We start from the raw sequence: 25754 nt of genomic DNA on the forward strand, positions 1-25754 counted from the left end.
TTCACGGAGAAGTATAGTGACAGAAAATTGACGGATTTTTCTGGATATTTGCCGTTTTTTGAATCGGGCCAGAGGAGATTCGCTAATTTCTAATATAAAAGCGCTGGTTGATGCAGAAAATCTCAGTAAATACGCTTATTTCAGGATCTCGGACCTTTCATGATGGCGTCCATGAAGCTCTTCCTGTTCCCGCCTATAGTCTGACAATGCGCCATCCATCGTCCGGACAATGATTTCTTCCAATGTGCGTGCCGTATTGATGCGCCCCATATACACATAGTCCGCTCCACTGTTGTAGACTTCCTGTGCGGAGCTGAGTTCCTCGGCATTTGCGATGACGACTGCATCCTTGTTGATGCGGCGAACGACTTCCACCAGTTCCTTGTTATTGGTCCCGCGCAAGATATCGTCGGGAATTGTTGACACCACGACCTTCGCCTTGCCAACGCCGGCATGAACGAGAATTTCGTCATTCGACAAATCACCATAGCGCACCGACGCGCCGAGCTTGCGGATGGCCGGATGGAGATGGACATTGAAGTCAATTACAAGAATGCGCGGCAGAAGGTCGGGGTTGTTCTTCGCGATATCATGAAGAAGTGAAGATGCCACCCGATGGAATCCCAGCAGCACCAGATCAAATTCTCGTTCTGTATCAACGGCTCCTTCCTCCGGCTCCTTAAATCCGATTGCCTGCAAAAAAGGCGCCATCCAGCCATGGATCGCGTAGGCGTATTTGTAGAGGGTCGGGGTAAGAAGCGCCGTAATGATAAAGGCAAAAATGATCGCACTCGCAAATTCGGTCGAGATATGGCCATATTGCGTTCCCAGATAGGAAATAACGAGACCAAATTCCGAGATTTGCGCAAGACGTATGGACGCAACTTCAGCGTGACGCTGATCTCCACCTGTAAAATACAACAGCGGAAAGAAAATTATCTGGCGGCTTATGATCGCGAAAAAAGCCAGCGCCACCGCAATCAGAATGACCTCAATCCCGTCAATCGGCGGGACACTCATCCCGAGGCCGACAAAGAAAAGGGTAATGAAAAAATCCCTGACAATGCCGACTTTTGCAACGATCTCACGGCTGTAGGGAAGCGTCGCAACCGTAAGGCCCGCAATCAGCGCGCTCATGCCAGTGGCGACAGACATATGCTTGCCCTCGCCAAAAATGAAGTCGCCGATATATTCGAAGCCGCGGCCGATGAAAACGATGGCAAAGCACCAGCCCAGCGCACCCACCAGCATCATCTGCGGTTCTTTTGAAAGCCAGCGGAACACCAGCGGAACAAGGCTTTTGGCAAGCGAATAGGAAACGATTGCCAATAAGACAATCGCCAGCATTGTATAGAGTACAGGCGCCAGTTCTGGTGCCGCAAAGGAGGGCTGCAGGATAATGACGATAATGGCCCAGAAATCCTGAAACACCAGAATACCAAGGGCGATACGACCGGGTTCCGTATCGAGTTCATATCTTTCCTGGAAAAGCTTGATCACCAGAAGTGTGGATGAGCCCGCAATAAACAGGCCGAAGTAAAGCGCATCATAGGTATCGCCAACCGTCGATACACCAAACCAGGCAAGAGCCTTGCCCGCGAGAATGCCAAAAAACACTGTCAGCGGATACTGCAGCAAGCCGGTCGCGATAATCATTTTGCCGCTACGGAGCATACGGCGAAGATCGATCTCCATCCCGATCATGAATAACAGCAGGATAAACCCGAGTTCAGAGATCGTCTCGATATTCTCCGGTTGCGTGATCAGTTTGATGCCGATCGGGCCAATAAGGATACCGCAAACCAGAAACGCGGCAATACTCGGGATTTTGACACGCACGAATAGAATGGCGAAAATGCTGGCAACAAAAATACTGATGCCGATATCATAGACGAGGGACGGCATATCCGTCCCCGCGGCCAACGCAGGTGATGCCAAGCCGGGCAGCAGCATTGCTCCCATCCCAAGACCGATCACCCGCAAAAAAGTCATGTCATTTCCTACCGTGAGAAGACGCTCAAACTAATCTATCATCGTACTGCACATTGCGGCAGAAAATAAGGCAGATGGCCTGTAAGCCGGGTTCTGTCCCTGTAACCAGGGGATGATCATTCATCTAGGATGCCTGTTACCAGACACCTCAAGCAACCAACCCGGATGATAGCCCGGAAAACCGGCTTGCGCCCGAGTTGCCCCTGCGCGGATCATCCCTATTTGGTTTTGCTCCCGATGGGGTTTACCATGCCGCTTCTGTTGCCAGATGCGCGGTGCGCTCTTACCGCACCCTTTCACCCTTACCCGGAACATCCGGGCGGTTTGCTTTCTGTGGCACTTTCCCTGGGGTCACCCCCGCCGGCCATTAACCGGCATCGCATTTCCGTGGAGCCCGGACTTTCCTCCCCTCACCTTACGGATAAGCGGCGATCATCCAGCCATCTACCGACGTGTAACTAAGCGCGGGACGACCTCAAGTCAAGCGACGAACCTCTGCAAGCACCGCATAAACGATGCCCTGCGTTTCAGGATCAGCGATTCCATCCACCCGCGCAGCCCGCCAATGCCGCTGGAACGCGAAAATGATACTTTCAAATGCCGGATTGAACAGACCAGACGGCGTTGCCGCATAGCCGATCTCCTGGAGGGCTTGTTGTAAGGCGAAAACCTCTGCCCCCTGGGCTCCGACGGAGAAGCCCATATCGCTGTGCGGGATGGCGGCACTTGCCTCGAACCATAGCCCCACCCCTGCATCCGAAAGACCGCGCCAGTCAAACAGCTCTCCCGGATCTTCTTTACGCTCCGGCGCGACATCAGAATGGCCGACAACATTTCGTGGGGGTACTTTATGCCGTCTGACAATATCAATAGACAATGCCTTGACCGATGCCATCTGTCTTTTTGGAAACGGACGATATCCAAATTCATGACCGGGATTGACGATTTCGATGCCAATCGAGCGGGCATTGATATTGCTCTCTCCACGCCATTCGGAAACACCCGCGTGCCAGGCGCGCTGTTCTTCCCGAACAAGGGACACAATCCCGCCATCCTCATCGACAAAATAATGCGCACTTACCTTGGCCTGTGCATCGGTCAGACGATCGAGCGCCTCTTCCGCCGTGCGCATGCCAGTGTAATGGAGAACCAACATGTCAATGGGAATATCCGCACCACGTTCATCAAAGTTCGGAGACGGTTGCCAGATGATATTTTCAAGCGCCATCAGCTTGCTCATCAGATTTTTTCTTGCCGGACCGAAGCGTAATCACGGTTACGCCGCTCATGACCATGGCGCCGCCGATCATCAGTTCGGTCGTCATGACATCGCCCCAGAAAACAACCCCCAGGATAACGGCAAAAACCGGCACCAAAAGGAAATAGGGGGCAATCGTACTGACAGGATAGCGCCGAATTAAGTAATTTGTAAGCCCGTGCCCGACCACAGTCGCGCCAATCGCGGAGAAAGCAACCGCTGTCCATTGCTCCCATCCAGCTGACTGTACCGCACTGAAATGCCCGTCCTCAACCAGAAACGAAATGATATAGAGCGGGACAACACCAATTGCCGCTGTCCAGAATGTCAGATTCAAGGCACCGATACCCGGCATAGTCCGGACGATAACCATATTGAGCGAGACAAGAAAGGAGGCAATGACAACCAGTGTCGGCGAGAGCAGGTTGGCAAATATGATCGGGTCAAACCCGATAACCATCACGCCGGAGAATGCCAGAACAATCGCCGTCCAACGGCGCCAGCCTATTTTTTCCTTCAGGAAAATCATCGCAAGAAGTGCAGAAAACGGTACGAATGTCTGGTTGATAATGGCAACCGAGGAGATATCCGGCGACAGGGACAAACCCCAGAACATCAGGGTGAAGTGGAACACGCCCATGATCAGGCCGACAAGGATCATCTTCCGCCAGTAGCCGTGAGGCAATGTGACAAAGGGCACCATGACAAGAATAACGATTGAGAACCGGATTGCGGTGAACAGTATTGGTGAAAAAATCTCCATACCGATTTTAGCGGCCAGAAAATTGGATGCCCACAACATGTTGATCAACAGAATGAGGACAAGATCTTTATTGCTCAATGTAAATTCCGATTCTTAAAGACCGCGTATTTTGTTTATCTGATCATATGCCGCGTTGATTTTGGCGAGCTTTTCATTGGCCACGTCCACAAATTCCTGCGGTAGGCCCTCCGCCACAACTTTATCCGGATGATTTTCCCGAATAAGCTTTCTGTAGGCCTGTTTCAGTTCCGCATCAGTTACATCTGCGGAAACACCCAGAATCTGGTATGGATCCCCCTCTCCGTCCTTTGCATGATAACTCCGGATACGGGCATAGGCGGCTTCATTGAAGCCAAAGATCGACGCTACATTCTGAAGATAGATATCTTCATCGGGATGAAGCACGCCGTCTGCCATGGCAATGGCGAACAGACCGTGCAAAAGATCCTCCATCAGATGAGGCGTATCCCGGAACATTCGCTCGACCTGTGCGGCGTATTCCTCATAACCGGCCGTATCCTGCCGCGCCATGTTAAAGACGCGACCGACATTCTTCTCCTCATTCGGAGGAATACGGAACACCTGCTTGAAAGCCTTGACTTCCTCGCGGGTGACGACACCATCCGCCTTGGCCATCTTTGCCCCGAGTGCGATGACAGCAATGGTGAAAGCGACCTGTTTTACCTGTTGTCCGCCGATCCCTTCTTCAATTTCCGTGGATGTTTCGCGGTATTTATCAACAGCGTGTCCGGCAAGGCCGCCAACAAGGGCGCCGAGTGGCCCGCCAACAAGAAGTCCGGCCGCGCCGCCGAGTATTTTTCCCCAAATTGCCATAATGAAATATGCTGTCCGAATTCTGCAAAGAAGGACACAGTATCAGTAGAGTTTCAAAATCGCCAGCTTTCTGCCACCGGGATTTTGCATATCTTCAGGAACGGTCCTCATCATCAATGAGAATTCTGTTAGCGGCACCGTCCAGATCTTCGTACTGGCCAGTTTTCAGGCTCCAGAGAAAGGCGGCAAGGCCAAGACCGCCCAAAAACAACGCCACCGGAATGAGGTAAATCAGAACGTTCATGACGGAGACATGCCTCGCTCAAGGCGGAGCCTCAGGGAGTTCAAACACACGATCAGGGAGGAGGCGGACATGGCGACCGCTGCAATAAGCGGCGTTACAATCCCCGCGACCGCCAATGGAATGGCAATGGCGTTATAAAGAAAGGCAAGTGAGAAGTTTTGCAGAATGAGCCGCCGCGCCGCTCTGGCAACATATATCGTTTCCGGCACCGCCTGAAGATCACGCCCCTGGAAAACGAAGTCGGCAGCAGTCTGGCTGATATCGGCGGCACTCGCCGGAGACAGAGAAACATGGGCTGCCGCCAGCGCCGGAGCATCATTCAAGCCATCCCCGACCATGAGAGGCTTATGTCCGGCTGCGACAAGCGATTTAAGCCGGTTGACCTTGTCTTCGGGCTTTTGCTGCGCACGCCAGTGCTCTACACCTAGGGCAGTTGCAAGTTCCGCAACCACTTCCTTGCGATCACCGGACAGAATTTCTATTCTATATCCACGGGATTTGAGTATTTCGATGGCTGCATTCGCTCCCGGACGCAAACGGTCCTTGAAGCGAAACTGCACGGCTTCGCCTTGCCCTACCCGCAACCAGAGTTCCGGACCGGGAGAAAAATCCCGACTGTCAACCTCCATAATAGAGCAGAATTCACGACTGCCAAGACGAACTTCCTCACCGGCACAAACAGCTTTAAGGCCAAGGCCCGGGCATTCTGTAACCGCCAGATACTGGCTGCCCGGAGTCCCAACGCGCGCGACCGCCATTGCAAGCGGATGACGGCTGTTGCGCGCAAGACGGGCTGCAAGATCAAGCGCTTCGTTAGGAATTTCATCGCGGTTCACGAGGTCCAAACGCCCTTCCGTCAGCGTACCTGTCTTGTCGAAGACGATCACATCGATTTCCGCCAGACGCTCAAGGCCATCGGCTGCCTTGACCAATATTCCCTTCAGCAGCAGACGGCCGCTGGCCACCACCTGAACAACCGGCACCGCAAGACCAAGTGCACAGGGGCAGGTGATGATAAGGACTGCGACGGCCTGCATCAACGCTACCTGCCAGCTTCCGGCAAAGAACCACCAGCCCGCAAAAGTGGCTGCGGCGAGAATATGCACAGCCGGTGCGTAGTATCCGGCAATCCGGTCTGCAAGGCGGACATATTTCGCGCGCCCCTGTTCCGCGGATTCCATCAGGCGCACAATATCGCCAAGCAATGTATTATCGCCGGTTTTGGTGGCCCGGACTTCCAGCGGCGCGCTGAGATTGAGGGTGCCCGCGAACACTTCATCCCCCGCATTGACAGCAGTTGGCAGACTTTCTCCCGTTATCAGGCTAACGTCAAGGTCCGACTGCCCTGCCTCAACGACACCATCAACGGGCAACCGATCGCCTGTCATGACCTGGACAAGGGACCCGGGAGTAACAGCCTCAACCGACACTGTCTTGCGGCTGCCATCCGGCAGGATGAGGGTCGCGGCCACCGCCTTCAACATCACCAACCGTTCCGCCGCAGAACGTGCCTTGCTCCGGGCGGCGCTATCCAGGTAGCGTCCGATCAGAAGGAAGAACAGAAGCGTGACAGAGGCGTCGAAATATACATGGAGGCCGCTCTGGATCGTCTCCGCCAGACTCATTCCCGACGCCAGGATAACGGCGAGAGAGATGGGTACGTCCATATTGACATGGCCTGCCTTGAGCACGCCAATCGCAGACTTGAAAAACGGCTGCCCGGCATATGCCACCGCCGGCAAGGCGATCATCGCAGAAATCCAGTGCAGGAAATCCCGCGTTGCCGGTCCCATATCCTCAGAAAACAGTCCGGCCCATACCGATACGGAAAGCAGCATGACATTGGCAGCGGCGAAGCCCGCTACAGCCAGCGCCCGCAGCAATCTTGTATTTTCTTCCGCCGATGCGGATTTGATCATTTCCGGGTTATAGGGCGTCAGGGGATAGCCGAGCGTAATCACAGGCCTGACCAGTTCACCGACCTCGACCTTGCCCGGCCGCCAGCGCAAGAACAGGCGCCTGGTTGAAAAATTCACCCGCGCATCGAGAACCGCGTCATTGGACTTCAGGGTTTGTTCGATTGTTTTGATGCAGTTCGCACAATGCATATTCTCGACGAGCATATGCAGCATCAGATTGCCATCCTGATCCGTCTCGACGAAGGCTGAAGGGTCGGCGCTGACAAAATCGGAATAGTCCGCACCGGTCGTTGATGCCGCTGCCAACGCCATTACACCGCCAGAGCAGCAGCCAGCCCCCAAGTCATGGGAGCGACCGGTCATCAGGTCATTACGTTTTTCAAGGGCTATTTCAGCCATAACCTCTTATCCAACCGATAGGGTTCCTTATATCCGCCACCATAAGCCAGAATGGACACATCCCATTGTCCCGGCCCACCGAGGGTCAAATCAGCGGTATAGTCTTCCCCACCATACAGCAAAGACGCTTCCTGGTCAGTGCTGTCGACGACAGGGCGGCGAATGGTCGCAACAATGCGCAAATCCTCCAGCACCCTACCGTCTTTATCACGGATATCCAATGTCAGTATGCCTTGCGACGCACCGGTCTGTATAAAATCAACCTCGGACGTCCAGCCACGCGCCAACTGACGGCTATGATGGTCGATTTCCTGATTGTAGGTGAGACCGCGTTTGTAAGCGTCTTCCTCGCTCACCCCCGAGAAGCTCCCCAAGGCGAAATAGACAAAGACGCCGTTCACCGCGAACATAAGCCCGAAAAAAGCCGCGAGCATCAGCGCCACATGACGCCCCGTCAATACCTTGCCTTTGATATTCGCGCTCATTTATCCGGCCCCTTGAAACTGGTTTCCTGCACATCCCGCTCCGTTCCATCAACATCTGTGACGATAACGTCAATATCCATGCTTTTTTCTTCAAGGTTATCCGCCGGTGCCGACACATAGAGTTTATAACTGGAAAGGGCGTCCGCGGGTACCGTCACCAACAGCGGCCGATCGGTCTCGCCGGAAATTTCAAGCCAGGCTGTCATGCCTTCTATCCCTTCCACTTCTATGCGGAACTGCCGTGTCTCATGAACCTTGTTGAGGATTTTCACCGTATAGCCATTGCGGATTGAGCCGTCCGACAATGTTACGAACAATGGATTGCGATCCCGGATGACATTCACATCCAGCACGGAGCGGTTCAGCAAGGTAAACAGCATAATCGCCCCGACCAGTGCCAATATCGCGCTATAGGCAATCGTGCGGGGCCGAATAAACCGCAATTTCAATTTACGCTCTGGATTACTATCAAACTGGCCTTCATGTGTGTCATAGCTAATGAGGCCACGCGGCAGATTGACCTTGTCCATCACGTCATTGCAGGCATCTATACAAAGCGCACAGGTAATGCATTCAAGCTGCAGTCCGTCACGAATATCAATACCCATCGGGCATACGGCAACGCATTGATTGCAATCGATGCAATGTCCGCGCCCTTCCCAGGGTTCATTTTTCTTATGCGGACCCCGAGGTTCCCCGCGGGCACCATGGTACGTGACCGTCAGGGTGTCCTCATCAACCATGGCGCCTTGTATTCGCGGCCAGGGACACATGTAGGTGCAGACCTGTTCCCGCATCAATCCGCCGAAGACATAGGTCGTTGCCGTCAACAGGGCGACGCTGGAATAGGCAACAATAGGAGCTTCGAGGGTAAACAGCTCCACGAGCAGCGTTGGCGCATCGGCAAAGTAAAAGACCCAAGCGCCGCCGGTCAGGACACCGATAATGATCCAGATGGTGTGTTTCAGAACGCGTTTCGACAGCTTCGCGACTGACATCGGCGCCTTGTCGAGCTTGAGACGGGCGTTCCTGTCCCCCTCGACCATCCTTTCGACAAATATAAAAAGATCAGTCCAGACGGTTTGCGGACAGGAATAACCGCACCATGCGCGGCCGAACAGCGAGGTCACCAGAAACAGTGAGATCGCTGCCAGAATGAGCAAACCGGTAATGTAATAGACTTCCTGGGGCCAAATTTCGATAAAGAAAAAATAGAAGCGCTCCCGGGCCAGATCGACAAGCACAGCCTGATCCGGTCCGCCCCCGCCCCGGTCCCAGCGAATCCATGGCGTGATATAGTAAATCGCCAAGGTCACACCCATGATAATCCATTTCAGACGACGAAAAGACCCCCGCGCCTTCTTCGGCTGGATCTTTTCCCGTTTGACGAATAATGACCGGTTTTCCTTTTTATTGACGGGGCGAACGTCAATATTCTCAACGGAGCTATCTACCACAACCTTTTCTCCAGAATGGACAGGTTAACAGATTTACTCCCCGCCCCCGAGAGAGTGTACATATAACGCCAGCTGACGGATGGTTGCGTCATCAAGCCGATCCACCCAGGCTGGCATGACATTATTCCGCCCCCTGGAAATGGTTCGCAGGATAATATCCTTGTCTTTACCATAAAACCAGATGGCGTCCGTCAGGTTCGGTGCGCCAAATTCCCGGTTCCCCTTCGCATTTTCCCCATGACATGACGCACAATTCTCCTGAAACACGACTTCACCCCGCGCGACCGCTTCGCTATCTTCCCGCGTGTCCGAGAGCGAAAGCACATACTCTGCGACATCGTTGATTTGCGATCTGTCCAGCATTTCATTCGTCAGGAACGCCGGCATTTCGCCTATCCGCGTGTCCTCGTGGTCGGACCGGATGCCGTATTTAATTGTTTCATAAATCTGGTCGACGCTACCGCCCCAGAGCCAGTCATCATCGTTGAGGTTGGGAAAGCCCGGTGCCCCCGCCGCACCCGAGCCATGGCATTGCGAACAGTTCACGGCAAAGGCTGACTTTCCCCCGCGCAGGGCAAACTGATATAACTGATCGTTATTCTTTACGTCCTCAAGTTCGGTTGTAACGAGAGCTGCGCGATCCCCTGCCTGTGCTTCGGTCGCTTCCGCCAGTTCCTGCTCCAGCGCGCCCCTTGAGGAGTACCCAAGGAAACCCTCGGTATAGCTGCTGACCAGGGGCCAGGCCGGCATGACAATCCAGTACCCGATCGCCCATATTATAGTGCCATACATCGTCCACAGCCACCAGCGCGGCATGGGCGTATCCAGTTCCTTGATGCCATCCCATTCATGTCCGGTCGTTTCCGTGCCGGTGACATCGTCTTTTTCAACTTCCTTGGACATCTTAATCTTCCTCAAGCGGGATCTGAGCGGCCTTGTCAAACTTTTCCTTATTTTTCGGCCAAAGCGCATATATCAGGACCGCGATAAACAAGCCGAATAGATAGAGAAGACCGTAACTTTGGGCAAAGGCTGAAACGTCATGATAATCCATGATTTCCCCTCCTAACGTTTATTGGCGTCCACGTCATAGGACGTGAAATCAACAAGTGTTCCCATCATCTGAAGATAGGCGATCAGCGCATCCAGTTCGGAAAGCATTGCCGGATTGCCATCAAAATCCCGCACCTGAGCCTTCGGATACCGCTCCAGGAAAGCATCGATCTCATCCGCTTCCGGATCCACCTGGATTCTCAGATCAAGCTCCGCATTAGCAATCATATCTTCCGTGTAGGGAACGCCGACCAGGCTGTTGGTTTCCAGATTCCCGGTAATATTCGAAATTTCCAGCTGCGTCTTTGCCAGGAACGGGTAGCCTGGCATAACGGATTCCGGCACGACGTCGCGCGGATTGTTCATGTGGGTGACATGCCACTCATCAGAATACCGGCCGCCTACGCGCGCAAGATCCGGACCGGTTCGTTTTGAGCCCCATTGGAAGGGATGATCATACATGCTTTCCGCCGCCAGCGAATAATGGCCATATCGCTCAGATTCATCGCGAAGCGGACGCACCATCTGGCTATGACAGTTGTAGCATCCCTCACGGATATAGATATCGCGCCCTGCCAGCTCAAGCGGGCTATAAGGGCGCATGCCTTTCACCTTTTCAATCGTACTTTCCAGGTAAAAGAGAGGGGCGATCTCGATCAGGCCTCCAATGGAGACCACGATCAAAACAAGCACGAGCATCAAGATCGAGTTTTTTTCAACAACCTTGTGTTTCAACATCTTACTTACCTCGCTCCCGCATACTCAAGGTTCGGGACCAGCTTACCCGCTTCCTTCTCACGGACATCACCGCGCGCGGTCCGCCACAGATTGTAAATCATAATAAGCGCTCCTATCAGGAAGAGGCCGCCACCAATCGCACGGATAACATAGAAGGGATGCATCGCCTCAACAGTTTCGCTGAAGGAATATTCCAGGAACCCGAAGGCGTCATAAGCCCTCCACATCAGGCCTTGCAGAATTCCTGACACCCACATGGCCGTGATGTACAGAAGAATTCCGATCGTCGAAATCCAGAAATGAAGGTTGACCAACGCATCTGAGTAGAGCGATTTACGTTTCCACAAGACAGGCACCATGAAATAAAGCGCCCCGAAGCTGATATAAGCCACCCAACCGAGCGCGCCGGAGTGCACATGCCCGATGGTCCAGTCCGTATAATGGCTAAGCGCGTTAACTGCCTTGATCGACATCAGTGGGCCTTCAAAGGTACTCATTCCATAGAAGGCAACCGAGGTCACGAGGAAGCGAACAACAGGATCGGTTCGCAGCTTGTCCCAAGCGCCGGACAAGGTCATCAATCCATTAATCATGCCGCCCCAGGATGGCATCCACAACATGATCGAGAATGTCATGCCAAGCGTCTGCGCCCAATCCGGCAGCGCGGTATAATGCAAATGATGCGGACCTGCCCAGATATAAAGGAAGATCAGCGACCAGAAATGGATAATGGACAGGCGGTAAGAATAAACCGGCCGATTAACCCGCTTCGGGATATAGTAATACATAATCCCGAGGAAGCCTGCCGTCAGGAAGAAGCCGACCGCGTTATGCCCGTACCACCACTGCGTCAGCGCACTTTGCACACCGGCAAAGAGGGAGTAGCTCTTGACCCCTGCGAAACTGACCGGCACAGAGAGATTATTGACGACATGCAGCATCGCAATTGTCACGATAAACGCGAGATAGAACCAGTTGGCAACATAGATATGCTTTTCCTGACGCCGCCACAGGGTCGCCAGGAAAACAAGCAGATAGACGACCCAGACAAGGGTCAGCCAAATATCGACATACCACTCGGGTTCCGCATACTCCTTCGATTGTGTGACACCGAGAAGATACCCTGTGGCCGCCAGTACGATGAACAGCTGATATCCCCAAAACACGAACCAGGGCGCGATATCACCGGCAAGCCGGGCACGGCAGGTCCGCTGCACGACGTGAAAGGATGTCATGATGAGAATATTTCCGCCGAAGGCAAAGATGACCGCAGAGGTATGCAGCGGGCGCAACCTACCAAAATTTGTCCAAGGCAGATCGAAATTGAGAACCGGAAAGGCAAGCTGCAATGCAATGACAAGGCCAACCGCGAACCCGGCAATACCCCAAAAGGCCGACGCGATAACACCGGCTTTCAGGATTTCCGTGTTATAATTAACACTGCCATTTTCGCTCGCCAGACTGGGGGCGCTGGCATTCCGGTAATGCCGTGCAATCAACGCAAAGGCGCTTAAAATACTGGCAAGTGTGAACATCATGCCATGAAGCATCATGTTGGGGTCAACGGCCTTCGCCGACAGGAGTATCCCCGTCAATGCTCCGACAATCGTAAATGCGAGCCACAACAAATTCATATCCAGGTTCCGTCTTTAGACTTAGATACCAGGAGTGAGCATATGATTAGCCGCAACTTTTGTGCCGCAGTGCCCTAGCGCACTCCCCCTCAAACTGCAAACTAGTAAAAATTGCTATCACGGGCATTGATTTAAATCAATGCTGCAATGGTCTTAGGTTAGCGCACGAGTTGGCACCCTAACTGAAAAAATGCGTCTAACTTATTCCCTCGCATCTTATTCTTCGCCTTCAGCAATACGCCTCAACCGGGCCGGATTCCTGATAACAAAGTGGTGGGGATTTGGTACCAGCAAAAGCCCCATATTTTTTAGTTTTGTAATGGTTCGGCTGACCGTTTCTATGGTGAGGCCCAAAAAATCGGCCACATCACCTCTTCCCATCGTCAGGTCAATCGCGACCTGATCCTCCTGCTTGCCGTCAAGCTTATCCATCCGGCCACAAAGAAAAGTGGCAATTTTCTCAAGCGGTGTTTTGCGCCCCAGCAGAACCGCGTGATGCCGCAACTCACACAGCTCCTCCTGCGCTTTCGTTGCAAGAGAGGCATACATTGCAGGGACATCATTCGAGTATTTTTCCAATAAACTTAATGGAATTTGGCACACGATGGTGTCGCACACCGCCTCTGCATCAGATTGATAGAAACCTTTTTTATTTTCACCCAGCAAATCACCCGCTGATTTAAACGCCGTAAGTTGGCGTCGGCCATCTCCCAAAAGGTTCGCAAGCCGGACCTCACCTGTCACGACAGTGTAGAAATTATCGGCCGCTTCGGACTCCCGGTAGACAGCTTTTCCGGCCTTGACCAGCCGCGTATGAATATTCCGGGAGAAATCCTCCATCTCCTCGTCATTCAATCCGGCACAAACTGCTTTGCCGCGAACCTTGCAGGAAGCGCAAGGAGATGCCAGTGCGCTGTTGCGGGATGCCTGAGTGTTGTTGTCAGGTCGACCGAAGCGGAATATTTGCGCGCCGCATTCAGTCGGTGCCGCATCGCGCGCTTTCAAGGAATCAAACATGTCCCACTTGCTCCTTTTTGAAGGTCAACAATCTCTCTGAAATGTATTATTCGGCTTTTGGTTTACCCCCTCCATGCGGTGAGATGACGCAGGTTGTGAAACTACAGAAAATTTTGGTGAAAATTGACTCCGCCTCTATCAAATTTGGCTGTTTTTAAGGGTTTTGCACAAAAAAATCCCCGGCAGCGACAAATTGCCACGGCCGGGGAGTGCTTTCGATTTCGCAATTATTCTTATTATTTTCCAGTGCTAATCGATCCTAGATTCGTAACAGGTCTGCCGCCGCTTCCAGCGGAACAGGCTTGTCATCGAGAAGATAGTTTCCTGCCTCTATTTCAAAGCGTCCATCACCATTACTGAGCGGATCATGCGGCCGCAGCCTTGTATCCATCACCAGACGGGACAGGAGCATTCGCCGGGCATCGCCACCCGCTTTGCCAAGCGCCTCCCCTTCTGTCGCGAGTAGAGTGGCCGTTGTAACGTGATAGAGCGCATCAGCGGCCTGGCGGGCCTGCGTTTCATTTCCGCTCACCGCGATATCTTCCGCAAATTTCTTCGCCCGATCCACGAGGCCGGAGAGCTCACCCGCGAACTGGCCGGGAAGGTCCGTCGCATCCCGCAGCCGGTCCTTGAGATCATCCGCGAGGCTTTCATGCGCGCCAACATCGGCGATTGCCCGTGTTGTAATATCCAGCGCATTGATGTTGGACGTTCCTTCCCAGAGAAGACCCGTATGGGCATCCCGAACCAGTCGGGAGTTGACCCAGTCCTCGATAAAGCCATTGCCGCCCCGCACTTCCAGCGCCCCGGTCGCAACCGTGACGTTATCCCGGCAGGCCCGGAATTTAACAAGAGGCGTCAAAATCCGATTGAGCTTTTCCGCATCCTTATCGCCGCTTTCCGCCTTGTGCAGGACGGATGCAACATGCATGACCATGGACAGCGCCTGCTCCGTCGGCACCATCAATTTCAAAAGCTGGCGCCGCAACAGCGGCTTGTTGATAATCGGCTCGCCAAAGACATCGCGGGATCTTGAAGACACCATGGCTTCATTCAGACAGCGCCGCATCATGCCAGCTGCCCGCACCCCATGGGACAGCCGGGACATGCTCACCTGATCCATCATCTGACGGAGACCCGGGTTCCGCTTTGCCCCCACATCGCCAAACGGGTAGCAAAGGGCGCCATTGAATATAATCTCGCCCGACGCCATGGACTTCGTTCCCATCTTGTCTTTCAGGCGCACGATACGATAGTTATTCCGCTCACCATCATCTAGATGACGCGGGACCGCAAAAATCGCGAGACCCGCATTGCCTTGCGGCGCCCCTTCCGGCCGCGCCAGCACCAGACAGACTTCCGCATCCGCGCAGGAACAGAACCACTTATCGCCGTACAGACGCCATTCGCCATTTTCCTCTCGCGCTGTCACGGCCAGATTGGCGACTTCAGAACCGCCGATCTTCTCAGTCATGAATTGCCCACCCATATAGATTTCATCCATATCCTGGCTTTGCATTCTGGCGAGGTATTTTTCCTTGGCGATTTCCGGACCATAGCGCTCAAGCAGCATGGCAGAAGTATCTGTCACGGAAATCGGACACATCAGGCCAAATTCAGACTGGGTGAAGAGATACTGAAAGACATATTTCGCCATCGGCGGAATTTTCTCGGGCCAGCCATGCACGCCTGCCTTACGCGACATGCAATGTATCCCGAAATCTCCGTAGCCGATTTTCTCCATTTCCCGGTAGGCCGGGTGAAATTCGATCCAGTCCCGGTTGCGCCCGCGCGCGTCCCTTGGGTGCAGCACCGGGGCATGGCGGTCACAAAGCCGCGCCAGATCATCCAGTCGGTTGCCTGCTATTTCTCCCAGTCGCTGATAGACCGGTGTCATATGCGTCCGCAGGTCCTCCGGCAGATAGAGCGTCAACAGATCCTGAAGGTTGTTGTCGATTTCAAAAAAGTTAAGGCCGTGGCAATCCTGGGCGAGCCAGTCCTCGAGCTTTCGCTCCTCTCTTTTCTTGATGTTGAGGTTCATATTCATGATCTTGTCTCCTGCAGGGGCCCTGCAATTATTCAGTTTGTGGATGTCCTAAAGGGCCAGGATGCGGCTTGCCTCTTCCAGGCTGACCGGTGCGCCACTTAACAGGGCATCCGTTGCGGCATCGGCAAATTCGCCGCTCTCGATTGACAGGGGATTACCGGCGACAAGCTTGTGGTCCACAATCATCCGGGACAGGAGCAACCGCCGTGCATCTCGGCCAGCCGCGCCAAGCTCTGCCCCTTCGTTCGCCATTAGAGTCGCCGTGGTCGCATGATACAACGCGCTGGCCGCCTTGCGGGCATGTGTTTCCTTGCCCTGACGTGCGACTTCTTCCGCGAACTTCACAGATTGATCCACCAGGCCCTTTAGCTGGCCGGCATACTGACCGGGCAGAGAATTATTTGACTCGATCTGGCGCGTCAAATCCTCGCCAAGGTCCTCATGCGCTCCGGCGCGGGCAATCGCCCGGGTCGTCACGTCTAGGGAATTGATATTCGAAGTTCCTTCCCACAGCACCCCGAGATGTGCATCCCGGACAAGACGTGGATTGACCCAATCCTCAATATATCCGTTGCCGCCGCGTACTTCCATTGCACCGGTTGCAACACGGATATTATCACGGGCTGTGCGGAACTTCAGAAGCGGAGTCAGGATACGGGTGCGCTTCGCCGCCGCCTCATCTCCAGCTTCGCCTTTCGCAAGATTGACCGCAACATACATGAACATGGACAGTGCCTGTTCCGTAGGTACCATCAATTTCATTAGCTGCCGCCGCAACAGCGGTTTATCGATGATCGTTTCCCCGAACGCCTTGCGATAGTTGGCAACTGTCAAAGCCTCGTTTAGGCAGCGGCGCATCATTGCCGCTCCCCGCACGCCATGGGAAAGACGGGAAAAATTGACCTGATCCATCATCAGTTTGAGACCCTGGTTTGGATGGGCGCCCACTTTTCCAAGCGGATAGGCCACCGCGCCCTCAAAGATGATTTCTCCCGACGCCATCGATTTTGTGCCGAGCTTGTCTTTCAACCGGACAATCCGGTACGGGTTCCGGCGTCCATCCTCCAGCTTGCGGGGCATCGCGAACAGTGCGAGCCCACTGTTGCCCTCCGGTGCGCCTTCCGGCCGCGCCAGCAACAGGGCGACATCCCCATCCGCGCAGGAGCAGAACCATTTTTCACCATAAAGTCTCCAATTCCCATCTTCAAAACGGGCCTGCAGTTCGATATTCGAGACATCGGAACCGCCGGTCTTCTCGGTCATGAATTGTGCGCCCTTGAGGATTTGATCCATGTCCTGGCTGAACATCCGCTCGAGAAGTTTCTCCTTTGTCTCATCGTCCGCATAGCGCTCAATGAGCATGGCAGAGGTCTCAGTCGCTGAAATCGGGCAGAGCTGGCCGAACTCCGACTGTCCGAAAAGATACTGGAAAACATATTTGCCAAGCGGCGGAACTTTACCGGACCAGCCAAAGACGCCCTCGCGATGGGACATTCGGTGAAAACCGAAATCCTTGAAGGCCACATCTTCCATCTTGCGGTATGACGGGTGAAACTCAATCCAGTCTTCATTGCGCCCCCGGGCATCCCGTGCATGCAGGACCGGTATATGGCGATCGGAATCGCGGGACCAGTCATCGATTTGATTGCCGGAAAGTTCACCAAGCCGACGATAATGCGGCTCAAGATGCTGCCGCAGATCATCCGGCATGTAGCAATGCAGCAAATCCTGCAACGAGGTATCAATCTCATAGAAGTTGAGGCCGTGGCAATCCGGCGCAATATAGTCAGAAAGCTCCTGTGGCTTGAATTCCTGCTTTTTATGTAAAAATGTCATATCAACCCCGCATATTCCCTTGGCCGTTTGTTTGTGTCCCTATAATGCGCATTACGAAGACCATGGACAATCGATAATTCAGCATAGTATAATTGATAAAATATCAATCAAGATTGTCGAGATAAATGCTGCATATTCCCTCTACATCTGGTCTCAGGGCATTTGAGGCCGCCTGCCGTTATTTGAGTTTCAATCAAGCAGCTGAGGAGCTTGGCGTTACGCCGGGCGCGGTCAGCCGCCAGATTCAGACGCTGGAACAATATCTTGGAAAGACGCTGTTCCATCGTCACCACAAGCGGATTGAACTCACGGCGGTGGGTCGGCAGTATCTAGCGGAAATAACCTTGCCACTGGAAAAAATCGCAGCGGCGTCGGCCCGCCTCCGCAGTGAGACCCGCCGCAATGCGGTATCCATCTGTGCCTACCCGACATTTGCCTTGCGCTGGCTGATTCCGCGATGGGCGGACCTCTATGAACATCACCCGGATATTGATGTTCAATTGATCACGTCGCTCAACCCCGCGGACTTTGAACGGGATGATTTCGACCTTTCCATCCAGGTCTTGCCGGAGGGAACGACACAGACCGGCATGCGGATCGATAAACTGCTTGAGGTTGACACCTATCCGGTCTGCAGCCCGGACATGGCGCGGAGGTTCATGCACCCAGAAGATCTTAAAAGTGCTGTCTTCCTGCATGAAAGCCCGCGTCCGACAGACTGGCCCCGATGGCTCGCCGAAGCGGGAATCCATGATATTGATTCCAGCCAAGGCCTTCATTTCGAAAGCGCCAACATGGCCTTGCATGCCGCAGAAAACGGTTTGGGTGTTGCCATCGGAATTGACGGCCTTGTTCGTGAGGCAATAAACGGCGGCCGGCTCGTAAAGCTGTTCGATGTGGTCCGTCGATCCCGCGCTCCTTTTCAGATTGTTTCGGCAGCGCGAAAATCCACGCGCCCCAAGCTTGTCGCCGTCAGAGAATGGATGCTTGAGGCCGCAGGACAACCGGTATAACATTTTCTCATCCCTGAATGACCCGCCTTCCACCGGATTAAGGATTTTTGCGATCATGACCTGTTTGACCAACGATGGAATTTTCCTTGGCAAGAGCGATGATGGAACTGGCGATAATCAATATCTGCCGCTGAAATGGGGGAATCGGCACGGTCTGATCGCCGGCGCAACCGGCACTGGGAAGACTGTTACTTTGCAGGTGCTGACGGAAGGTTTTTCGGCTGCAGGCGTCCCGGTCTTTCTCGCCGATGCCAAGGGAGACCTCTCCGGACTCGCCCGAAATTCCGATATGCAGGATTTTCTGACCAAGCGGGCAAGCGCCATCGGCTTCGCAGACGAATATGAGTCCGCCGCCTTTCCGGCCGTTTTCTGGGATTTGTTTGGAGAGCAGGGTCACCCTGTCCGCACGACAATCTCCGAAATCGGCCCCCTACTGCTCTCCCGCATGCTGGAGCTCAACGATACGCAGGAAGGCGTCATGAATATTGCCTTCCGGGTTGCCGATGAACAGGGTCTTCTATTGCTCGACCTCAAGGATTTACGCTCGCTTCTGGGGGTCGTGAATGACCAGAGAGCTGAGATTTCTTCGATTTACGGCAATGTCTCACCGCAATCGGTTGGTGCAATCCAGCGCGCACTGCTCCGTCTTGAAGATCAGGGTGCGGATAAGTTTTTTGGTGAACCAGCCCTTGATTTACGTGACTTCATGCGCACCGACAAAAACGGCCGGGGCATGATGAGTATCCTTGCCGCTGATAAGCTGATGAACTCCCCGCGGCTTTATGGCACATTCTTACTTTGGATGTTGTCGGAATTGTTCGAGGAATTGCCTGAAGCCGGTGATCCGGACCGCCCCAAGCTCGTCTTTTTCTTTGATGAAGCCCATCTTCTTTTTGACGATGCCCCGAAAGCACTGCTGGAAAAGGTTGAACAGGTAGTTCGCCTCATCCGGTCCAAAGGAGTTGGTATATTTTTTGTCACTCAAAGCCCGGACGATATTCCGGAATCGGTGCTGGGCCAGCTTGGAAATCGTATCCAGCATGCGCTGCGCGCCTTTACCCCCAAGCAACAGAAAGCAATCCGGCTTGCCGCGCAAACCTACCGTCCCAATCCCAAATTTGATGTCGAGGATGTCATCACCACCCTCGGCGTCGGGGAGGCGCTGGTCTCTACGCTAGAAAACAAGGGCGAACCGTCGATAGTAGAGCGGACCCTGATCCGGCCACCTTCGTCCAAACTCGGACCGATCAGTAATGCCGTCCGGAAAAGCATCCTGACGGAAAGCGATCTTGCGGATAAATATGACGAGGCGATTGATAACCAGTCCGCCTATGAAATTCTGCAGGAACGTGCAGAGAAGGCGGCGAAGGCAGCCGCCAAAGAACAGGAAAACACTCCGGAGCCGAAACGGAAAGCCTCCAATCGCCAAAGTGTTGGCGAGGCCGCCATCAAGTCATTGACCCGCGCGGTGAGCTCATCCATTGGACGCACCATTGCCAAAGCGCTGCTTCGTGGTATTCTCGGCGCCTTGAAACGCTGACAGCACAGATTACGAACAAAGGACGGAGCGACCCAACGCTCCGATATTTTATGAAAGCAGTAATAATTCCCGTCACCCCATTCGCACAGAACTGCAGTCTGATCTGGTGCGAGGAAACCATGAAGGGCGCGGTCACCGATCCGGGTGGCGACCTCGACCGCGTTATTGAAGCTGCCGAGAAACAGGGCGTGACGATCGAGAAAATTCTCATCACCCATGGTCATCTCGATCATGCGGGCGGAACGAAGGAATTGCATGACAGGCTGAATGTGCCGATAGAAGGGCCCCATAAAGACGATAAATTCTGGATTGACCAGCTACCGACGCAATGCGCGCGCTACGGCTTTCCGGAATCCTTCGCCTTCACGCCCGACCGCTGGCTGGAAGACGGCGATACGGTCACCGTTGGCAATGAGGAGTTTCTGGTCGTTCATTGCCCTGGCCACACTCCGGGGCATGTGGTCTTCGTCAATCTGAAAGAACGCGTCGCCATTGTCGGGGATGTCCTGTTTCAAGGCTCCATCGGCCGGACGGACTTTCCGCGCGGCAATCATGAGGACCTGTTACATTCGATCCGCGAAAAGCTCTGGCCGCTTGGGGATGATATTACTTTTATTCCGGGGCATGGAAATCTTTCAACGTTTGGGCAGGAACGCGCGACCAACCCTTTCGTTGCCGACATGAACTTCGGCTGAGCTATTCGAAGATGACCGGATCATCGACCATTTCAAGATGCAGTTGATCCCCTGTGAAGGGGTGCCGGGCAATAACCTCTTCATCAAGCTCGATGCCAAGGCCCGGCTTCGTCGGCGGGATGATGTAGCCATCTTCCCATTGGATCGGCTCTTTCAGGATTTCCGCGTGAAAGTCGCCCATGGTGTTAATGCTTTCCTGAATGAGGAAATTCGGCGTACAGGTACTTAGCTGAATATCCGCCATCGCCGACACCGGGCCACAATACATATGCGGCGCGATCTGCACATAATAGACCTCCGCCATGCTAGCTATCTTTTTTCCTTCCAGCAGTCCGCCGACACGCCCGAGCGCCATCTGCAGGATGGAGGCCGCCCCGCTCTCCAGCACGCGGTGGAATTCATATTTGGTGCAAAGCCTCTCCCCTGTCGCGATTGGAATGGTTGTCTGTCTGGATAACTTTGCCATTTCGCTGGCATTTTCAGGAGGTGTCGGTTCTTCAAACCAAAGAGGATCGTATTTCTCCAACCGGCGCGCGAGCCGGATCGCGCCGGACTTGGTCAACTGCCCATGGGTTCCGAACAGAATATCGGCTTTATCCCCTACCGCTTCACGCACCCGCGCAACCAGTTTTTCCGATAGATCCATACGCCCCAAAGAGGGTTGGCGCGGATCAAAGGCGGAATAGGGTCCGGCGGGATCAAATTTCACACCGGTAAACCCGAGTGCGACATTCTCAGCGGCGCGCTCCGCGGCCAGATCCGGATCGCTATACACATCCGCCGCGTCTCCGTCCTTCGGGTAGAGATAGGTATAAGTCCGGAGCCTTTCATGAACTTTACCTCCTAAAAGCTCATAAACCGGTTTATTCGTTTCCTTCCCGATAATATCCCAGCAGGCCATTTCCAACGCACTCAGAACAGCCATCATCGTCGAATCCGGCCGCTGCGTGTATCCGCTCGAATATACCCGGCGCCAGATACGTTCTATGTGAAAGGGGTTCATGCCAAGAAGCCGCCGGGCAAAAACATCTTCGATCATTTTTACGGTCACATCCGGATGAAATGGCACCGCATAGGCCTCGCCTATTCCGCTCACGCCGCTGTCGGTCGTCAGCTTTAATAACACCCAGAACTGGCCACCCCAATGCGGTGGCGGCGTCCCTACGACAAATGTTTGAAGGTCGGTCAGTTTCATGAGGTCTTTCCAAAAATAATCACATTCCGCAATGCCTTGTCCGCCCTGACTTCATCGATGGCATGGTTGATCTCCTCCAATGGATACCGCCCGGTGATCAGTTCATCCAGTTTCAGCCGGCCGCTTTCATACAGCGCAACGAGTTTCGGTATGTCCACCCGGAGACGGGTGGAGCCCATCTTGCTACCGAGAATTCTCTGACTGGCACCGGCAATGTTACCGGCCTCAACCGCAATTTTCTGTCCTGTCGGCGGCATCCCGACAATCACCAGCGTCCCGGCGGGCGCCAGAAGTTCCAGCCCCTGTTCAAATGCCTTTGGGCTGCCAGCAGCGACAAAAACATAATCCGCGCCGCGACCATTTGTATTGTCCCTGACCTCCCGGATCACATCATCAGAGAACGCATTGATTGCATGTGTCGCGCCAAAGTCGCGCGCTGCGACCAGCTTTTCCTCCACCAGGTCCACTGCAATAACCGGCGCCGCATTAACAAGAGCCGCGCCCTGAACTGCATTCAAGCCAACGCCGCCACATCCAATCACGACGACGGAGGCGCCATGCCGGACGTCAGCTGTATTCACAACGGCTCCAAGGCCGGTGATCACACCGCAAGATAAGAGCGATGCGGCATCCATGGGCAAATTCTTCGGAATAACGACAAGTTGCGATTGATCGACAACAACTTCTTCGGCAAAAGCTCCGGTCCGTAAGCCCTGAAGAACCTGTTCGCCATTTTCAGTTGTCAAACGGCCAGCGCCGTCAATCGGGAACGGAGTACCGCATACATAGGGCTCTCCTCTTTCGCAGTCAGGGCAATGACCGCAGGACCGAATGAGTGTCACCAGTACATGATCGCCCACTGCGATATTCCGCACGCCCGTGCCGATTTCTGCAACCTCACCCGCTGCTTCATGCCCCAGCACCATCGGCAAGGGGCCGCCCCATCCTCCGTCCATGTAGGTAATATCCGAATGGCAAATGGCGCAAGCCGAGAGCTTGACGCGAACCTCTCCTTCTTCAGGCGGCGCCAGGAGCAACACTTCAATTTGCAGCGGCTGATTGAAATTCCGACAGACGGCAGCTTTCATGCAGATCCTCCCCGAACAATGCATATCCGGTGAGTGTGCAGCGAGACGCGTGAAAGTCAATCTCGACCTGAGGGCCTAGGCGACTTTTTATCATTCGGCACCCTTGGATTGCCGCCTGTCTATTACAAAGTGTTTCCCGTTAGCTGGCGGGCTCCGTTATCAAATGGAGCCAGGTTGTCACACCCCCTCCTCGCCCACGAATAGTCTGAGAGCCGTTTTCGACAAACCCCAGTTTTTTGGCCATTTGTTCTCCGCCGGCAGCATCCATGAGCTCGCTGCTGACCACAATATTCGCTTTCATTTCCCGGGTCGATGCCTCAAGGCGGCTGGCGACATTCACGACATCGCCCAGCACCGCATATTCAAGCCGCCTTTCCGAACCGATGTCCCCAAGGACGACCGAGCCGTAATGGATACCGACGGAAAGGCGAATTGGCATCAGGCCAGCCTTTTTACGCTCCTCATTCCACCGGCTCATATGACGCTGCATCGCTACAGAGCATTTCAATGCGTTTTCGGCATCTTGCGGTGTTGTTTCAGGGGTACCGAACGTAGCCATGAGGCCATCTCCCAGAAATTTATCCAAGGTGCCGCCGTTCTCAAATACGCAGCTTTCCATGCGGGAATGGAAATCACGCAGAACCGATACGATCCTATCCGGTGTTTCTGTCTCCGCCATTTTCGTGAAACCCACAATATCGGCGAAGAGAACCGCAACGCGCTGCTCTCTTACCTCGCCAAGCGGCTGATCCCGTTCCGCCAGATTATCCACGATGTTGGGTGGAAAATGACGTGAGAGGTTAGCGCGCCCACGCGCGGCTTCGGCCTGCCGGACAAGCAGCTGATTGGTACGCCAGCCGTTCAAGGCCAGAATAAAGGCGACAATCGTGAATATGAGTACTTCCTGAATACGTGGCTCGATCGGTATATTGCCCGGATCAACAAAATGGAGAATGTTCGGATAGCCCTCCAGGGCCATGCCGACCTTGTCGGAAAGCTCCGCAATATCGGATGGCTGATAGGACGCCCAAAAGTATCCCCCCATCCATAGGATGGCTGTAATAAACACAACTGGCACCAGCGTCCGCCAAGAATAGGCGAGGGTGGCCGCGGCAAGAAGTATGAAAAAATAGGGAAAGTTTCCAAATTTGAATTGAAGGGCAGCTGACCATGGACGCGGATCCCAAGGATTTGGGACCACCAGCACGACCGTCAGCAGCGCCAGATCGAGAAAAATAAGAAATAGTTCCGCTCTAGACCTCTCCACCCGACCGATCTTTGCCTGAGCCCAGCCAATGAGCATAAAGGCAACAATCAGTAGTTCGTAGTATAGAACATACCAGTTAGGGCTCAGATAGATGAGAAACAGGCCGATGACGAAAAGGCAAACCGTTCGGGCCTTGACGGCCAACATCAATCCTTCACGCTTGTTTTGGTCCAATGCGTCGTGAAGAAATTTATTGTTTTCTATGTCCGGAAGTTCGTTTCTGCGGCTTATTCGCCGTATTCTTTCTGCAAAGCTCACCGCCGTCACTGTGCTCTCCCCAGCCACCGCCCAACTGTCAGACAGCCCTATACTAATGATCCGGAGGAATAATATAAAGCAGTTAAACCGTTGTTGCCACCCAACTCAGCCAATGTGTCTGTCAAAACCCTGAAAATGCTCTATTGGGAGTTCCGGCTGACAAGCTGCATGGGTCCTTCCCGATAGCGGTCCAGATGCATTTCCATATTTCCGAAACGGGTTTTCAATTGCATGCGTACGGGGACTATCCGGCCCCCTTCAATCGGGGCACCTGCCCAGACCACAACATCCTGCTGAGAATCGCTGTTGAAACTTTGCTGCTGATCGACGGGAAACCCGCCAATTCTGTCAAACTCGAGCTTGCAACCGATTGCATTCCCGGAGAATACGGTATAGCGCGATGGTTTGAAATAACGAGAGGGGACATCCGACAGGATCGCATCATACCGCCGGTGACCATCAAAAATGGGTAACCGCGCCGTGCAGCCCTTCCCCTCATCAAGTTGATTTGTCATCGTCAGGATAGCTGTCATCGGATCAACGCTATTGGTCAGACTTGCAGGATCAATCGGGGTATATCGACCCGAATCTTCATTACGCGTGGTGGTTTTCTCGACCCGGACCGAGCCGGACTTGCCATAATCCATCGTGACAACACGCACGTTCTGGTTCCAGGTACTTTTGTGCTGATGCTGACTCGGGAAGAATTTGTCAAGACCGATCAGACCTTCAGTTTCGCCGCTGGCGAACCAGCTGACGATCCAGTTAAATGCCTGACTGGTGTTTGCTGTGCTTTCAATTTTATACTGACTATCGCCCTGCTCTATCTCGGTTTCAATGCTGCCAAGATAAAGTCCACCCAGATAAACCGTATAGTGCAACTCTGAGTTTTTTTCGGCTGCAAGTGCGGCGGGCGAAACAACTGCGGAGGCCAACGCAAATGCCGCCAGCAATAGGCTGGAAGGTCTTATCCAACTGGTTTTAAAAGCATTCATGCAATGTCCATTTCCAATCGATATGTA

General features: G+C 53.8%; 22 protein-coding genes and 1 other RNA gene. 3 read left to right on the top strand and 20 right to left on the bottom strand.

What is annotated here, in order from left to right:
• Window positions 1-135: 135 nt before the first annotated feature.
• From AAC599_RS18195 to AAC599_RS18270, 16 genes are all read right to left on the bottom strand, one after another.
• The gene (locus AAC599_RS18195) at window positions 136-1992 is read right to left on the bottom strand and encodes a cation:proton antiporter (protein ID WP_340151830.1); all 1857 of its coding nucleotides are present in this window, start codon (window positions 1990-1992) and stop codon (window positions 136-138) included.
• Between the two features lie 66 nt (window positions 1993-2058).
• An RNA gene (gene rnpB, locus AAC599_RS18200) (RNase P RNA component class A) lies at window positions 2059-2440 on the bottom strand.
• 27 nt (window positions 2441-2467) lie between these two features.
• Window positions 2468-3232: an N-acetylmuramoyl-L-alanine amidase gene (locus AAC599_RS18205; RefSeq protein WP_340151831.1), complete on the bottom strand. Its 765-nt coding sequence runs from the start codon at window positions 3230-3232 to the stop codon at window positions 2468-2470.
• Window positions 3210-4091, bottom strand: a complete 882-nt coding sequence (locus AAC599_RS18210) for a DMT family transporter (protein ID WP_340151832.1) — start codon at window positions 4089-4091, stop codon at window positions 3210-3212. The genes AAC599_RS18205 and AAC599_RS18210 overlap by 23 nt, the downstream gene beginning before the upstream one ends.
• A 15-nt stretch (window positions 4092-4106) precedes the next feature.
• The gene (locus AAC599_RS18215) at window positions 4107-4847 is read right to left on the bottom strand and encodes a TerB family tellurite resistance protein (RefSeq protein WP_340151833.1); all 741 of its coding nucleotides are present in this window, start codon (window positions 4845-4847) and stop codon (window positions 4107-4109) included.
• A gap of 94 nt (window positions 4848-4941) precedes the next feature.
• The gene (gene ccoS / locus AAC599_RS18220) at window positions 4942-5091 is read right to left on the bottom strand and encodes a cbb3-type cytochrome oxidase assembly protein CcoS (RefSeq protein ID WP_340151834.1); all 150 of its coding nucleotides are present in this window, start codon (window positions 5089-5091) and stop codon (window positions 4942-4944) included.
• Window positions 5088-7409, bottom strand: a complete 2322-nt coding sequence (locus tag AAC599_RS18225; protein ID WP_340151835.1) for a heavy metal translocating P-type ATPase — start codon at window positions 7407-7409, stop codon at window positions 5088-5090. The genes ccoS and AAC599_RS18225 overlap by 4 nt, the downstream gene beginning before the upstream one ends.
• Entirely contained in the window at window positions 7397-7894 is a 498-nt protein-coding gene (locus AAC599_RS18230; protein ID WP_340151836.1) for a FixH family protein, read from the bottom strand. The genes AAC599_RS18225 and AAC599_RS18230 overlap by 13 nt, the downstream gene beginning before the upstream one ends.
• A complete protein-coding gene (gene ccoG / locus AAC599_RS18235) occupies window positions 7891-9351 on the bottom strand; it encodes a cytochrome c oxidase accessory protein CcoG (RefSeq protein WP_340151837.1) in 1461 nt (486 codons plus the stop codon). Before ccoG ends, AAC599_RS18230 begins: the two co-directional genes overlap by 4 nt.
• Before the next feature lie 33 nt (window positions 9352-9384).
• Window positions 9385-10254, bottom strand: a complete 870-nt coding sequence (gene ccoP, locus AAC599_RS18240; RefSeq protein ID WP_340151838.1) for a cytochrome-c oxidase, cbb3-type subunit III — start codon at window positions 10252-10254, stop codon at window positions 9385-9387.
• A 1-nt stretch (window position 10255) separates the two neighbouring features.
• Window positions 10256-10405 carry a cbb3-type cytochrome c oxidase subunit 3 gene (locus tag AAC599_RS18245; protein ID WP_293961468.1) on the bottom strand — a complete coding sequence of 50 codons (150 nt, stop codon included), beginning with the start codon at window positions 10403-10405 and terminating at the stop codon, window positions 10256-10258.
• A gap of 11 nt (window positions 10406-10416) precedes the next feature.
• The gene (gene ccoO, locus AAC599_RS18250) at window positions 10417-11142 is read right to left on the bottom strand and encodes a cytochrome-c oxidase, cbb3-type subunit II (protein ID WP_340151839.1); all 726 of its coding nucleotides are present in this window, start codon (window positions 11140-11142) and stop codon (window positions 10417-10419) included.
• Between the two features lie 5 nt (window positions 11143-11147).
• Window positions 11148-12776 carry a cytochrome-c oxidase, cbb3-type subunit I gene (gene ccoN, locus AAC599_RS18255; protein WP_340151840.1) on the bottom strand — a complete coding sequence of 543 codons (1629 nt, stop codon included), beginning with the start codon at window positions 12774-12776 and terminating at the stop codon, window positions 11148-11150.
• A 216-nt stretch (window positions 12777-12992) separates the two neighbouring features.
• A complete protein-coding gene (locus AAC599_RS18260; protein WP_340151841.1) occupies window positions 12993-13631 on the bottom strand; it encodes a helix-turn-helix domain-containing protein in 639 nt (212 codons plus the stop codon).
• A 421-nt stretch (window positions 13632-14052) separates the two neighbouring features.
• Entirely contained in the window at window positions 14053-15840 is a 1788-nt protein-coding gene (locus AAC599_RS18265) for an acyl-CoA dehydrogenase family protein (protein WP_340151842.1), read from the bottom strand.
• 48 nt (window positions 15841-15888) lie between these two features.
• Complete coding sequence (locus tag AAC599_RS18270) at window positions 15889-17676, bottom strand: acyl-CoA dehydrogenase family protein (RefSeq protein WP_340151843.1); 1788 nt, start codon at window positions 17674-17676, stop codon at window positions 15889-15891.
• A gap of 125 nt (window positions 17677-17801) precedes the next feature.
• Here AAC599_RS18270 and AAC599_RS18275 point away from each other — a divergent pair, with 125 nt between their 5' ends.
• The 3 genes from AAC599_RS18275 to AAC599_RS18285 are packed head-to-tail and all read left to right on the top strand — an operon-like array spanning window position 17802 to window position 20924.
• Window positions 17802-18689 (top strand): LysR substrate-binding domain-containing protein, encoded by an 888-nt coding sequence (locus AAC599_RS18275; RefSeq protein ID WP_340151844.1) that lies wholly within the window; start codon window positions 17802-17804, stop codon window positions 18687-18689.
• 55 nt (window positions 18690-18744) lie between these two features.
• Complete coding sequence (locus AAC599_RS18280) at window positions 18745-20229, top strand: helicase HerA-like domain-containing protein (RefSeq protein ID WP_340151845.1); 1485 nt, start codon at window positions 18745-18747, stop codon at window positions 20227-20229.
• A 50-nt stretch (window positions 20230-20279) separates the two neighbouring features.
• Window positions 20280-20924, top strand: a complete 645-nt coding sequence (locus AAC599_RS18285) for an MBL fold metallo-hydrolase (RefSeq protein ID WP_293961452.1) — start codon at window positions 20280-20282, stop codon at window positions 20922-20924.
• A gap of 1 nt (window position 20925) precedes the next feature.
• On the opposite strand, the gene AAC599_RS18290 is transcribed toward AAC599_RS18285, so the two are convergent.
• The 4 genes from AAC599_RS18290 to AAC599_RS18305 form a co-directional block, all read right to left on the bottom strand.
• On the bottom strand, window positions 20926-22119 hold the full coding sequence (locus AAC599_RS18290; protein WP_340151846.1) for a mandelate racemase/muconate lactonizing enzyme family protein: 1194 nt from the start codon (window positions 22117-22119) through the stop codon (window positions 20926-20928).
• Window positions 22116-23207 (bottom strand): Zn-dependent alcohol dehydrogenase, encoded by a 1092-nt coding sequence (locus AAC599_RS18295; RefSeq protein ID WP_340151847.1) that lies wholly within the window; start codon window positions 23205-23207, stop codon window positions 22116-22118. The genes AAC599_RS18290 and AAC599_RS18295 overlap by 4 nt, the downstream gene beginning before the upstream one ends.
• Before the next feature lie 139 nt (window positions 23208-23346).
• Complete coding sequence (locus AAC599_RS18300) at window positions 23347-24621, bottom strand: adenylate/guanylate cyclase domain-containing protein (protein ID WP_340151848.1); 1275 nt, start codon at window positions 24619-24621, stop codon at window positions 23347-23349.
• 251 nt (window positions 24622-24872) lie between these two features.
• The gene (locus AAC599_RS18305) at window positions 24873-25727 is read right to left on the bottom strand and encodes a DUF3108 domain-containing protein (protein ID WP_340151849.1); all 855 of its coding nucleotides are present in this window, start codon (window positions 25725-25727) and stop codon (window positions 24873-24875) included.
• Window positions 25728-25754 lie beyond the last annotated feature (27 nt).

This window comes from uncultured Sneathiella sp. (genome assembly GCF_963976355.1).
Taxonomy (GTDB): domain Bacteria; phylum Pseudomonadota; class Alphaproteobacteria; order Sneathiellales; family Sneathiellaceae; genus Sneathiella.